The 13,150-nt window shown below is 48.7% G+C and carries 10 protein-coding genes and 2 pseudogenes; all 12 read left to right on the top strand.

Annotated features, from left to right (window positions below; all coding sequences use genetic code 11):
- Positions 1 to 37 precede the first annotated feature (37 nt).
- The 12 genes and pseudogenes from ACLD72_RS17370 (at position 38) to ACLD72_RS17425 (ending at position 13,145) form a co-directional block, all read left to right on the top strand.
- Positions 38 to 451 (top strand): GntR family transcriptional regulator, encoded by a 414-nt coding sequence (locus ACLD72_RS17370; protein WP_410998696.1) that lies wholly within the window; start codon positions 38 to 40, stop codon positions 449 to 451.
- Entirely contained in the window at positions 451 to 1,377 is a 927-nt protein-coding gene (locus ACLD72_RS17375) for an ATP-binding cassette domain-containing protein (protein ID WP_410998694.1), read from the top strand. The genes ACLD72_RS17370 and ACLD72_RS17375 overlap by 1 nt, the downstream gene beginning before the upstream one ends.
- Positions 1,377 to 2,282 carry an ABC transporter ATP-binding protein gene (locus tag ACLD72_RS17380; protein WP_410998693.1) on the top strand — a complete coding sequence of 302 codons (906 nt, stop codon included), beginning with the start codon at positions 1,377 to 1,379 and terminating at the stop codon, positions 2,280 to 2,282. Before ACLD72_RS17375 ends, ACLD72_RS17380 begins: the two co-directional genes overlap by 1 nt.
- Positions 2,275 to 3,552: an ABC transporter permease gene (locus ACLD72_RS17385; protein ID WP_410998691.1), complete on the top strand. Its 1,278-nt coding sequence runs from the start codon at positions 2,275 to 2,277 to the stop codon at positions 3,550 to 3,552. Before ACLD72_RS17380 ends, ACLD72_RS17385 begins: the two co-directional genes overlap by 8 nt.
- A 562-nt stretch (positions 3,553 to 4,114) precedes the next feature.
- Positions 4,115 to 4,591, top strand: a pseudogene (locus ACLD72_RS17390) (LD-carboxypeptidase); the annotation flags it as partial.
- 2 nt (positions 4,592 to 4,593) lie between these two features.
- A pseudogene (locus tag ACLD72_RS17395) lies at positions 4,594 to 4,905 on the top strand (VOC family protein); the annotation flags it as partial.
- Positions 4,906 to 5,369: 464 nt separating this feature from the next.
- Positions 5,370 to 6,227: a BglG family transcription antiterminator LicT gene (gene licT / locus ACLD72_RS17400; protein WP_410998833.1), complete on the top strand. Its 858-nt coding sequence runs from the start codon at positions 5,370 to 5,372 to the stop codon at positions 6,225 to 6,227.
- Positions 6,228 to 6,354: 127 nt separating this feature from the next.
- Positions 6,355 to 8,259 (top strand): beta-glucoside-specific PTS transporter subunit IIABC, encoded by a 1,905-nt coding sequence (locus ACLD72_RS17405; RefSeq protein ID WP_410998689.1) that lies wholly within the window; start codon positions 6,355 to 6,357, stop codon positions 8,257 to 8,259.
- Positions 8,260 to 8,308: 49 nt separating this feature from the next.
- Positions 8,309 to 9,739 (top strand): glycoside hydrolase family 1 protein, encoded by a 1,431-nt coding sequence (locus ACLD72_RS17410; protein WP_410998687.1) that lies wholly within the window; start codon positions 8,309 to 8,311, stop codon positions 9,737 to 9,739.
- A 231-nt stretch (positions 9,740 to 9,970) separates the two neighbouring features.
- Positions 9,971 to 11,161: an acyltransferase family protein gene (locus tag ACLD72_RS17415; RefSeq protein WP_410998685.1), complete on the top strand. Its 1,191-nt coding sequence runs from the start codon at positions 9,971 to 9,973 to the stop codon at positions 11,159 to 11,161.
- 165 nt (positions 11,162 to 11,326) lie between these two features.
- A complete protein-coding gene (locus ACLD72_RS17420) occupies positions 11,327 to 11,890 on the top strand; it encodes an RNA polymerase sigma factor (RefSeq protein WP_410998683.1) in 564 nt (187 codons plus the stop codon).
- The gene (locus tag ACLD72_RS17425) at positions 11,856 to 13,145 is read left to right on the top strand and encodes a DUF4179 domain-containing protein (protein WP_410998681.1); all 1,290 of its coding nucleotides are present in this window, start codon (positions 11,856 to 11,858) and stop codon (positions 13,143 to 13,145) included. The genes ACLD72_RS17420 and ACLD72_RS17425 overlap by 35 nt, the downstream gene beginning before the upstream one ends.
- Positions 13,146 to 13,150: the final 5 nt, after the last annotated feature.

Raw genomic sequence — 13,150 nt, forward strand, 5'->3', positions numbered from 1 at the left:
TTGGGGAAAGCGCTGGAAGGCGGAGGTGACGAGATCGATGTGGATTCCCATTCAGCTGAATGAGGAGAGCGGAGCGCCGTTGTACCATCAAATCGAAACACAACTCAAATCGCTGATCATCAGCGGGCAAATCGAGGAAGGAACATTGCTGCCTTCGATCCGGGAATTCGCCGGAAGTCTGAACTGCAGTGTAATTACCGTTCGCCGCGTTTATCAGGATCTGGAGAACGAGGGGCTGCTGCGGACGAAGCAAGGTACCGGGACCTTTGTGGCGAAGGTGGATGCCCAGGAACGCGGCGAGTACCGAAAAACAGTCGTACAGCAGGCTATCGCTGCGGCGGTAGATACCGGGAAATCGATGAATTTCGGAGAGGAAGAGCTGAAACGGCTGTTCTTGCAAGTAGTGCGGATGAAATATGAACCGAGGGACAAAAAAGGGGAGGAAAGCTGATGGAATTCGAGCTGGCTGTAGAGCTGATCGGGGCCGTAAAAAGAGGGCGGAGGAAAACGATCGGCCCGCTGAATCTGCAAATTCCCGCAGGCTATATCGTCGCTTTGGTTGGACCCAATGGTGCGGGAAAAAGCACGATCATGCAGATGACTCTGCAGATCGTCGCACCGGATGAGGGAGAAATCAAATGGTACGGCCACGCTCCGGCCGGCGAACTGCCGCTTGAAATTCGCCGGCAAATTGGGTATGTTCCGGAAAATCCGGCGGTGGACGAGAATTTTATGACCCCGGAAGAAGCGGCAAAATTCCGTTCCCATTGGTACCCGGATTGGGATGCGAAGCGGTTTGAGCGGTTAATGGACCGTTTTAATGTGCCGCGGCGTGAACGTTTAAACCGGATGTCCAAGGGCGAACGGCGTAAATTCGAAATCGCCGCTGCACTGGCGGCCAAACCGAAGCTGCTGCTGCTTGACGAGCCTTCGTCAGGGCTTGACCCGTTCGCTTGGGGCGCGATGATCGAGGAACTGCGTGATTTTATGGATGAGGGAGGCGAGGCGGTGTCGATCGTGCTCAGCACGCATATGGTCGAAGAAGTGAAGCGGCTGGCCGATTACATCACCCTCGTTCATGAAGGCCAAGTGCTGGGCATGGCCGAAAAAGACCTGCTGCTTGGAAGCTGGAAAGAAATTTGGCTGAAAGGGGAAAACTTGAGGCTGGATGATTTCCCTGGCACCGTAGTTTCCCGGGAGGATGGTCCTGCCATCAGCAAACTGGTTGTTCAGAACCATGGCGATTTTACGTGGTGGTGTAAAGACCATGGACTGCAGGTGATTCAGAGTCGGAGTCTGGAACTGGAGGAAATTTTGAAGTTATGGCTGCAGGGTTATCCTCCGGGTGATTTTTTTACGAAAGAAGGGGAAAAGTGATGGCATATCCGTTGGTTTTGGAAAACGTAGTGAAGCAGTTCGGTGATAAGACGGCCGTTAATCATATTTCGCTTCGGGTGGAGGAAGGGGAAATTTACGGTCTGCTTGGCGCAAACGGGGCCGGCAAAACGACGACGATGCGAATGGTGCTGGGGCTGATATATCCGGACAGCGGCAGCATTTTGTACCACGACAAGCCGTACGGCCGGGAACTTCAGCACGAGATGGGGTATTTGCCGGAAGAACGGGGCATGTACCCTAAGGTGAAGGTCAGTGACCAAATCATTTATTTGGCCCGCCTAAGGGGGGTGTCGGCGGCGGAGGCCGACAAAAGCCTGAAATATTGGCTCGACCGCTTCGAAGTGCCGGAATATTACGACAAAAAAATCGAGGAGTTGTCCAAAGGGAACCAGCAAAAAATGGGCTTCATCGCCGCCGTCGTCCACAAGCCGAAAATCGTCATCATGGACGAGGCGTTCAGCGGGCTGGATCCGGTTAACGTCGAGCTGCTCAAGGCGACGGTGAAGGAGTTGCGCGATCAGGGCACCAGCATTTTATTTTCCACGCACCGGATGGAGCATGTGGAGGAGTTGTGCCGCAACATTACGATTTTGCACCGCTCCAATACGGTACTGCAAGGGAACTTGCAGGAAATCAAAAAACGTTATCCCCGCGAAGAGGTGCTGCTGAAAACGGCGGGGGAAGTGACCGGCCTGGAAACTCTAGACGGCGTTAATTCGGTGGAGCGGACTGGTAACGGTTATTTGCTTCAGATCAGCGATGCGTCCGCCGCGCAGGCCATCCTGAAAAAAGCGCTGGAATCCGCCGAGGTGGAGCATTTTGAAATCAAGGAGCCGACGCTCAACCAAATTTTTATTCGGGAGGTAGGTGAGTCGAATGAATAAAATGCGCACGGTGATCGGCTTTACGTTTATGAACAAGGTGCGGACGAAAGCCTTTATCATCACGACGGTCGTGTTGGCTTTGCTCGTTTCGGTCGGCCTGCATGTGCCTTATTTTATCGATAAATTTACCGGAGGCAACGATCAGCCGTCGAAGATCGGCGTCGTCTATGCCGGTCAGCCGGAGCTGGCGGATGCCTTAACGGCCTATGCGGAAAAGCAGACGGCAGCTAATTTTACGCTGGTCCCCTACGAAAATGCGGATACGACTGCGCTGAATCAAGAGCTCGAGGCAGGCAAAATCGACGGTTATTTGCAGTTTGCCCCCGGGGCGGATAGCGGCTTTCCGGCGGTGACTTATACGTCCGAGTCGGGCCAGATGAAAGCGGAATTGCAAGCTGCCCTGCAGGCGGCACTGCAGCACGTGAAGGTGCAATACATTACGAAGGGCATGCTGAATGAAGCCCAGATCGCCGCGCTCAACGCGCCGGTTCAGATCGAAGCGGTAAAGTCCGCCGCGGAAGCGGGCCAGGCCGGTAACGGCGTGGGGGAACCCGGCCCGATCAACTATGTCGTCGTATACGCGCTGATCATCCTGTTCTTCATGACGATCACCATGACCGGGAATATGATCGCCTCCGAGGTGACGGCGGAAAAAAGCTCGCGCATCATGGAGATTCTCATTACCAGCGTGTCGCCGCTGGCGCAGATGTTCGGCAAAATCATCGGCATGTTTTTTATCGGCTTACTGCAGATTTTCGTGTTCGCCGCCGTCATTGCGATCAACGTTTCGCTGCCGTACAATAAGCCGGTGCTGGCCGATTTCAATCTCGATTTGTCGCAAATCCGCGTTGAGGTGCTGGTGCTTGGTCTAATCTTTTATATTCTTGGCTACTTTTTGTACGCGACGCTGTTTGCCGCCATTGGTTCGCTGGTGAGCCGGACAGAGGAGCTCGGCCAGGCGGTGATGCCGATTACGATGCTGTCGTTGGTCGCTTTTTACATCGGGATTTTCAGCTTGAGCAGCCCCGATTCTATGCTGCTTAAGATAAGCTCCTATATCCCGTTCGTTTCACCCGTATCGATGATCGTCCGGGTCGGCGTCGGAACAACGCCGGTGTGGGAGATCGCGCTTTCGCTGCTCATCCTCGCCGCCGCGATTTTCCTGTTCGGCTGGCTCTCGGCAAAAATTTACCGCACGGGCGTGCTGCTGTACGGCAAACGCCCGACGTTGAAAGAACTGCGCAAGGCGATGAAGGCTTACCGGATATAGGCGGGAAGGTGGCAGTAATTGAGTTGCTTCATAAATTGCTGAGATATATATAATTCATTTGGTCAAAATAAACGTTTCTGGCTAAATAAAAGATGACAGAGATAGGGGGTGTTGTCTCTTCAAACCGCTTTGCACGATTATCCCTCTGGTTCAGGAATCCAAGTCACCCGATCAAACGGGATAATCGTGCAAAGCCTCTGGATAACGAGTCTCGCTCCAGGCCACGGTCTGTTGCCGGCTTGACTGTCAAGCACTGATGATTAGGTTGAACCTAAAATATATTATTGTTTTCACCTATATAATCATTCGCGTATGTACTGTGCTTAGAAAATCCTCAAAATCCTAAAGAGTGTAGTGGGCCAACTCCCTTGTATGAAATAAGAAAAGAAGTGGGTATCCCCACTTCTTTTCTTATTTCAGCTGTGTATTTACATAAATGGAGAAAACTTTAGCTTCAATAAACAGCCTCCATAAGTGAAACCCAACTGTTGTAGGTTGATTTCGTTTCGGAAGAAGCTGCATCTCTAAAACGTTCAAACAACCTAACTGACTTTATTATACTCTGGCAGATTTGCGCGGCGAACGGACGGATAAGACCACCGCCATGTGGGAAAAAGTGCTATCCGCGTTGGAGGGCGAATCGATTCTCCAGCGGTCCTCGCCAGCATACCAAAAGCAGTGGCCGGACCGCTCCAAATCGTCCGAGGTCTTTGACCTCACTGAACCAACGAGGTGGCATACAGTAGGGGATGGGCCTGTAAGCATGCAGGGTCGACTTCTTGGCGGCTGCATTGATGTCATCCGTCATTTAATCGGAACGCCTTACGGAGACATTGCCCGGTTTCGGGAAACGCACCTTCGGGGCGAATCGATCGTCTGGTATTTGGAAAATTGCGATCTTAACACGGCCGATCTTCGCCGCTCACTCGTACACATGAAATACGCCGGCTGGTTCGATGGCTGTGCGGGTTTGCTTTTCGGACGAAGTCCGGCGAACCAACCGGTCGACGGGTATACAGCAAAAGATGTGTACGGGGAGCCAAGAATCTTGAAGTTGTAAAGAAGTGGTACAGCAAAGTGTTGAAGATTGACATCGGAGATTGGAATGGGACGGTGATAAAACCCCAAGTAGGAAATGAGACGATCTTCTCTTTCTTTACCGAAAATGACGGTTATTTTCCGACCGAACAACAAGTGATGTTAAATTTCCAAGTACATAATCTAGACGAGACGATTCAGCATCTTGAACAGCTTGGCGTGCCTCTTGCAAAGGAAAAAGAGAGCAGCGAATTCGGAAAGTTTGTTTGGATTGAAGATCCTGAAGGCCGACTGGTCGAGCTTTGGGAGAAATAACGAGTTGTCATTCATTTGTTCAATTCGATCAAATTACTCAAGTTCATGAATATGTTGAAAAAGGACACAAAAAAGGAAATGTCGTGATCCTAATAGAGCCGGATATTCTACGCTAACGGGTACTTGATACTCGAATAAGGATACCGAGCAAGAAAGATTAAAGAATTATGATACTACACACTGAAATTACCTGTTGATTTCTTTGGTAGTATCAATTATTATGATTACATCGCTTCCATGGTTGCGTTTTCTAAGATAATTATAAATATAAGTGTTTGTTGAATAATTTTTACAACTAAATGTATATACTGGGGATTGTTACTGATTTAATGCAGGCAAGACCTCAGCACAGACCTGTGTTTTATTTGTGCTGAGGCCTTGTCTTTTTTTGGTATTTTTTCCGGTTCAAATGGCGAACGGGATATAGCCTCTTCTGGAGCGGGACCTGGACAAGCGGCTGACATCTGAAGGGCGAGGGGGGTGATCGGAATGCAAATAAAAAAGTAATTAATAACAACATTGTAAGCGCGGTCAATGAACGGGGCGATGAACTGATCTTGATGGGCAAGGGCATCGGGTTTCAGAAAAAGGAGGGGGACGCGGTAAACCAAGGCCGGATCGAGAAAAGGTTCTACCTGGAGGATGCCGGTTTATATGAAAAATATAAAAAGCTGCTTGAAGAAGTTTCGGCGGAAGAGATGGATCTGGCTCATGATATCATCAGCTATGCCAGAAAAACGCTCAAGAAAAATTTGAATGAAAGCATCTATATCTCGCTGCCGGATCATATTAGTTTAGCTGTGGAACGCGTCCGCAAGGGGATCGAGGTAAGCAATGCGCTGCTTTGGGAGATCAAGCGTATTCATAGGGACGAATATGCTGTAGCCAAAACGGCGCTGGACATGATCGAGGAAAGATTGCACGTCCGCTTGCCGGATGACGAAGCTGGTTTTATCGCCTTTCATTTCGTCAACGCCGAATTGAATGAAGAAATGCATAATGTGGTGAACCTTACGAAGTTTCTTCAGGAAGTTCTCAAGATTGTAGAATATCATTTTACGATCACGCTGGATGAAAATTCTTTGAACTATTACCGTTTCGTCACCCATCTGAAATTTTTCGCCCAGCGTATTTTCAACCACAGTACGATGGGCGATCGGGACGGAGAATTGTATAGTGTCGTAAAGTCCTCCTACCCCCAGGCGTTTCAATGCGTTGAGAAAATAAGCTCGTTTATTGAGAAAAAGTATGATCACACGATGTCGCAGGATGAAAAGCTGTACCTCACGATTCATATTCAACGGATTGTGAGCCGGGAATGAGGAAAACTACATGTACGCATCAGGATAGTTACTGCTTTCGGGCAGGCTTGACCTGAATCAGCACCGCAATCGATGCAGTGCCGGTTCAGGTTTTTTCATTTTTCATCTGACAAGGAGAGATAACGCCATGAAGTATGATCAATTGGCCGAACGTATCGTTCATTACGTCGGCGGCCGGGATAATATCCAATCGCTGATCCATTGTGCCACCCGCCTGCGCTTTACCCTAAAGGACGACAGTAAAGCGGATAAAAGCAGCATCGAGAAGCTGGACGGAGTCATCAGCGTCGTTCGTAGCGGCGGGCAGTTCCAGGTTATCGTGGGGAATGCGGTAGCGGATGTCTATAAGCTGATTGTTGGCATTGCCCATCTTGAGAGCAAAAGCGAATCTTCAGAGAGCACAGGTTCCAAAAAAGAAGGTTCGCCGCTCAGCAGGGCGATCGACCTGATCTCCAGCATCTTCAGTCCGCTCCTGACCGTTTTGGCCGGGGCCGGGCTGCTTAAAGGGCTGCTGACGCTGGCGACGAACTTCCACTGGCTGGATCCGGCCGGCGGGACGTACAAGCTGTTGTATGCGGCGGCGGACAGTTTCTTCTATTTCCTGCCGATTTTTCTGGCCATTACGGCTGCACGGAAGTTTGAGGCGAATCAATTCATCGCCGTAACGATTGCCGGCGCACTGATCTATCCGGATATCGTGGCCCTGAAAACGGCTGGCACGAGCATCGATTTTTTGGGGATTCCCGTTATTCTGATGCAATACTCGTCAACAGTCATTCCGATCATTTTATCCGTGTGGGTATTGTCTTACTTGGAGAAATTTCTGAAGAACAAGCTGCATGAAAGCATACGAACTTTGTTTGTGCCTGTCATCTGTCTGATCGTGATGGTACCGTTGACGTATCTGGTAATCGGCCCCATCGGCACCTATGCCGGGACCGGACTGGCATCGGCGATTTCATGGCTGTATAATTTGAACCCGATCATCGCAGGGTTTGCCCTTGGCGCTCTTTTCCAGGTGCTCGTCATTTTCGGAGTTCACTGGGGTCTTATTCCCGTCATGCTCAACAATATCGCCAAATACGGCCGGGACTCTCTGTCGCCGTTGTACGGGCCTGCGGTCATCTCCCAGGCCGGAGCATCCCTCGGCGTGTTCCTGAAAACGAAAAATAAAAAGCTGAAGTCTCTGTCGCTATCCGCATTTATCACCGGGGTATTCGGTGTAACTGAGCCGGCGATTTACGGGGTTACGCTGAAATTGAAGAAGCCGTTTATCGTGGCCTGTATCAGCGGCGGGATCGGCGGCGCGATTGCCGGCGGTTATCACGCGTCCGCGGTGGCGCTCGTCCCCAAAAGCGTCTTAACCTTTCCGGCTTTTGTCGGCCCGGGTTTTATCGGCTATGCGATCGGATTTGGAGTGGCTTTTGTCCTCAGTGTGATTTTGACGTATCTTGTTGGCTTCGACGATCCTGTGGAAGAGAATACGGATGCGGAACCGGCAGGATCAACCGCCCGGGGAGCTACAGCTATTGAACGGCAACAAGCATCGGATTTGCAAATCTATGAGAAGCAAGAAATCCTCAGCCCGTTAAAAGGGCGGATCATCCCCTTAACCGAAATGGAGGATGAGGCTTTCGCTTCGTTGGCGATGGGGAAAGGGGCGGCTATCCTTCCTTCCGAGGGCAAGCTGTTTGCGCCGGCAGATGGCACCGTGGCGCTTGTCTTCCGAACGGGGCACGCGTACAGCGTGGTGACGGAGGATGGAGCTGAGCTACTGATTCATATCGGGATCAATACCGTAAAGCTGAAAGGGCAGTATTTTATCTCGCATGTCAAACAAGGCGATACGGTCAAAGCGGGCGATCTATTGGCGGAATTTGATGTGGAAGCTATTCTTGCGGCGGGGTATGATACCACGACTCCGATCATTGTATCCAATACGGCTTCATATATGGACGTACTGGTGATGAAGGAGAAAGGAGAAGATGTGGTTGAGGGAGAGCAACTGCTCACTATCGTCGGCCGAAGCTAACCTGACCGGAAATTTAGAAAAAGAATAATGAAACCAGGAGGAATATACAATGAGCAGATCAAGATCGGCTTTTCCGGAAGATTTTCTATGGGGCGGCGCCATTGCTGCCAATCAGGCGGAAGGCGCATGGGACGCGGACGGCAAAGGTCCGTCTATCGCGGATGTTTGCCGCGGGGGCATTATATCCGGTGTGGCGGATGAGAAGGTGGAGCCCGGCAAATATTATCCCAGCCATGAGGCGATCGACTTTTACCACCGTTACCAGGAAGATGTCGCCATGTTTGCGGAAATGGGCTTCACGCTGTTTCGCACGTCGATCAATTGGTCGCGTATCTTCCCCAAAGGCGACGAGTCGGAGCCTAACGAGGCCGGTCTCGCTTTTTACGACAAACTGTTCGATGAATTGCTGAAATACGGTATTCAGCCGATGGTGACCATTTCCCATTACGAGACACCACTTCATCTGGCAACCGAATATGGCGGCTGGGAGAACCGAAAGCTGATCGGCTTCTTTAGCCGTTTCTGTGAGACGATATTCAAGCGGTACAAGGATAAAGTGAAGTACTGGATGACCTTCAACGAAATTAACAATATGCATAAAATTCCGTTTGCCGCTGGGGCATGCCGGATTGATGAAGGGCCGGATAAAGTGCGGCGTATTTACCAGGCCAGTCACAATATGATTGTGGCTAACGCGCAGGCGGTAAAGCTGGGCAAAGAGATTATGCCGGACAATCAGGTGGGCTGCATGCTGTCGTTGAGCGCCTTTTACCCGAATACATGCCATCCGGACGATGTGTTTGAAGCTTACGAATTCCGCAGACGGTCGCTGTTCTATTCCGATGTAATGCTGCGGGGCCACTATCCGGCTTACATGAACCGCGTTTTCGAGGAATTTGACGTTCATCTGAACATGGAGCCCGGGGATGAGGAGTTGATTCGGGATCATACCTGCGCCTTCTTGGCATTCAGCTATTATATGAGCTCCACTCACAAAGCCGGCATGCCGATTCAAGGAACGACCGGCGGAGTCCGCGGCATCGACAACCCGTATCTGGAAAAATCCTCATATGGTTGGGCGATCGACCCTAAGGGGTTGCGCTACGTATGCAATGAACTATATGACCGTTACGAAAAGCCGCTGTTTATCGTCGAGAACGGTTTCGGCGATGTGGATGTCATTGCCGAAGACGGCAAAATCCACGATGCCTACCGGATCGATTATGTGCGCCGGCATCTGATTGAAATCAGCGAAGCGCTGAAAGACGGCTGCGAAGTATTGGGCTACGCTTACTGGGGGCCGATCGATATCGTCAGTGCCGGTACCGGCGAAATGCGCAAACGCTACGGGTTTATCTATGTGGACAAAGACAACGAGGGGAACGGTACACTGAAGCGGATGAGGAAAGACAGCTTTGACTGGTATAAAGAGGTCATTGCCAGCAACGGCGAGAGCTTGTTTACCGGCGGTAGAAATTAAGTAGATCGCAATTGACCGCTATTCCGGCAGGATGACCGCCCGGTGATTTTCCGGGCGGCTTTTTGGCGTTTGACCCCCCAGGTAACAAAAGTCCAACTTTACACTACCGTTCATCTCGTTTGTCAAAGTCGACGCGGATGCACCTATATTTCACGTTTTCAGAAAAATAAACTGGTTGCTAAAAATATGTTATAGTAATTCTACTCATGAAAGAAGGGGAAAAAATAAAAAATGAAAGAAGAGACATCCGAGAAAAAGCAGAAGCTATTCTATTTGGAAGGCATCAGGGGACTCGCGGCATTTGCCGTGGTTATTTCGCACTACGTACAGGTATTTTATCCAGCTGCGTTAAATGGAAGGCCGCAACAAGCTCATTTTAAATGGGATATCTGGTATGGACATTCTCCGATTAATTTATTTTATAATGGACAATTTGCCGTTTGTTTGTTTTTTGTGCTAAGCGGTTATGTGCTCAGTGTCAAAATGTTTGAAAAAGAGCTCGATAGTGAGACCTTTCAAAAATGGTTGCATTCCAGCGCTATACGAAGGTACATTCGGCTTGCCGTGCCGGCAGCGGTATCCGTATTGCTTGTGTATCTAGCAATTATTACAAAGGCCTTTTATCTCCAAGAAATATGGGGAACAACATGGACGGATATGAAAAAGGACTACTACGCTTTAGATACAAATGTATATACCGTTATCAAGGCGGCTATTTTTGATCCATTTTTCCGGTTTGATGCACATCATTACAATCCAGTCCTTTGGACAATGGGCTATGAACTATTAGGTTCTTTTTTAATTTTCGGTTTTCTTGCTTTATTTGGCCGAGTGAAAAATAGATGGATGGTGTATGTGGTCTTATCCATTGCTTTTATACAGACCTATTTTGCCGCTTTTTTATGGGGAATGCTGCTGGCCGATTTGCTCAAGCACAAATGGGTCCAAAGTAAAATAACGGCAGTACTTGTGCTTTTCATGGGGATTTACTTAGGTTCGGCGCCTTATACTCCATTAATGGGGACTATGTACGAACCCATAGAAGTGTGGACAAAAAATATCAATGTATGGATTCAATTTAACATCGATCCGCGACTTCTTGCCCGAACCCTAGGTTCTGCTATGATTTTGTTTGCTCTGCTTCGTTTAAAAGTGCTGCAGCATGTGTTTGGATGGAAACCGTTTGCTTATTTAGGACAGATTTCATTTTCCCTTTACCTCATTCATTTCACTTTCCTAAATACGTTCTCCGCGTTCCTGTTTAGTAAAGTGATGCATCATTTTAGTTATAATCTTGCCTATGCAATTACATTTATGGTTTCCATGGTGCCCTTATTTATTTTGTCGCATTATTATATGAAATATATCGATCAAGGGGCATTAAAACTAGCGCGAAAAGTTGAAATAAAGATAACCGCATAACCTAAAAACCTATTCCCAAATGGTAGATAGTTTCAATTGAATTTATCCCTCTACAACCTCTTAGGGATGCAGTAACTTCCCTGAGGCCTGGGTGTGGAGTTTTTTTTGTACAAAATGAACTTTTATAACCTCTGCGATCTCTTATTAAGGAAAAGGGGGGAGGACATGAAAGTAAGCCATCTGGTCAAACAAGCCCAAAAAGGCAACAAGGAAGCTTTACTGCAGCTAGTCATAGCCGATCAGGACGCTTATTATCGTCTTGCCTATGCATACATGGGAAACGAGCACGACGCGATGGATGCGATGGAAGACATGATTGTTACGTTGTATGAAAAGATTGGTCAATTGCAAAAGGGCGATGCCTTCTACAGCTGGAGCAAAACCATTCTCGTCAACCGGTGCAAAACGTTACTCCGCAAAAAGGCGCGGTTTCTTCCGCTGGAAGACGAGCGAGGACCATCACTTGCCGCATTGGCTGACGATAATCCTTATCACTATACGGAATCCGAGATGGACATGCAAGTGCTGCTATCTCATTTGAACGCACAGCAGCGGGAAGCGATCGAACTTCGTTATGTTCATGATCTTCCGTATCAGACGATTGCGGACATGACCGGTGCGCCGCTTGGAACCATCAAATCAAGGATCTCACAAGGCATCCAAAAACTGAAAGTCATGATCGGAGGTGATCGTTATGAACACGATCGAGGAGAAATTTCAGGAGCATAAGCAGATCTTGAACAGGGTGCAGGCCCCACCGGAACTTGAGGGCAGACTTCGCAATGCACTTCAAAATGTCCCCGCTAAAAAGAAAAAGAAGAACACGGCTTTGGCATGGACCGCATCAATCGCCGCGGCGCTTATTCTTATCGTTGGAATATTTGAATATCCGGCCTTCGCTTACTACGGAGGTAAGTTGCTTAATCAAAGCGAGTTGACCTCTCTGAGTTTTTCCGAAGTGGCGGAGCAAGGATACGGACAACAGGTAAACCAAAGCAAAACGCTTAATGACGGTACTGTCATTACCATTAACGGTGTTATTGCCGACGATAATGCGTTTCTAATGTATTACACCATTGATCGGCCCGCAGGCTCCGTATTGGATGACGATGGTTTCGCTCGTTACGGTGTAGACCAATTGCAAGGGTTCTTGACCGATTCCAATCCGACACAAGGAAATGGCAATTACAGCAAAGATGAAACAAGGTACGAGGGAGTGTATAAATTCGAGCCGGTTAGCCCATTCTCCAGAACATTAACTGCCACATTCAGTGAGCGGCTGGACAATGGGGAACGGGCATCGTATCCTATTTCTTTCAAGTTTGACCCTACTCAAGCGATGAAGAGTATCATTAAAGAGAATATTTCCAAATCCGTTCCTGTCGATCAGGGTGCTGTCCACTATGACTCCATTACCGCTTCACCATCTTCAACCATCGTAAAGGGGCATTATGAATTAAAGGAACCCCCAAGATATTCAGCCGATACCAAGCTTTATGTTAATGGAGCGGAGGTGGAATTTCGGGGAATGGGGTCGGTTAGTTCGGGATTCGAAATTGAATTTGATGTGCTTCCAACAGACAAGATCAAGACCATTGAACTTGTACTGGAAAGTTTCCCGGGATTTCAGAAAGTAGCAGAACCCGTCTCCCTTGCCGCACCATCAGACCGATCCGTCAAAATAGGAAATGAAAAGATATGGATTCGCAGCGTAACCAAAACCGATACAGGCTATGATATCGTGATCGCCAGAAAACAATTTGTACATTTGGAAACGGACCATTTATCCATACAAGCCGGCGGTAAAATAGTTCCCGTGTCATCGATTTCCGTATCCCGCCCTTGGGATTTGAAAAATGGCAACATTCTGTGGGAGAATACGTATTCTTTTAACACCACGGACAAACCGGAGCTCCTACTGGTGGACGGATTCGATTATATTAAAACCTACAATAAGACCGTATCTGTAGATATCAAAAAATAGGCCGT

The organism is Paenibacillus lacisediminis (genome assembly GCF_046567315.2).

Bases quoted from the DNA above. Each gene is read 5' to 3' on its own strand.
- ACLD72_RS17410 (WP_410998687.1), top strand. From the start codon at position 8,309: ATGAGCAGATCAAGATCGGCTTTTCCGGAAGATTTTCTATGGGGCGGC.
- ACLD72_RS17370 (WP_410998696.1), top strand. From the start codon at position 38: ATGTGGATTCCCATTCAGCTGAATGAGGAGAGCGGAGCGCCGTTGTAC.
- ACLD72_RS17425 (WP_410998681.1), top strand. From the start codon at position 11,856: ATGAACACGATCGAGGAGAAATTTCAGGAGCATAAGCAGATCTTGAAC.
- ACLD72_RS17380 (WP_410998693.1), top strand. From the start codon at position 1,377: ATGGCATATCCGTTGGTTTTGGAAAACGTAGTGAAGCAGTTCGGTGAT.
- ACLD72_RS17415 (WP_410998685.1), top strand. From the start codon at position 9,971: ATGAAAGAAGAGACATCCGAGAAAAAGCAGAAGCTATTCTATTTGGAA.
- ACLD72_RS17405 (WP_410998689.1), top strand. From the start codon at position 6,355: ATGAAGTATGATCAATTGGCCGAACGTATCGTTCATTACGTCGGCGGC.
- ACLD72_RS17420 (WP_410998683.1), top strand. From the start codon at position 11,327: ATGAAAGTAAGCCATCTGGTCAAACAAGCCCAAAAAGGCAACAAGGAA.
- ACLD72_RS17385 (WP_410998691.1), top strand. From the start codon at position 2,275: ATGAATAAAATGCGCACGGTGATCGGCTTTACGTTTATGAACAAGGTG.
- ACLD72_RS17375 (WP_410998694.1), top strand. From the start codon at position 451: ATGGAATTCGAGCTGGCTGTAGAGCTGATCGGGGCCGTAAAAAGAGGG.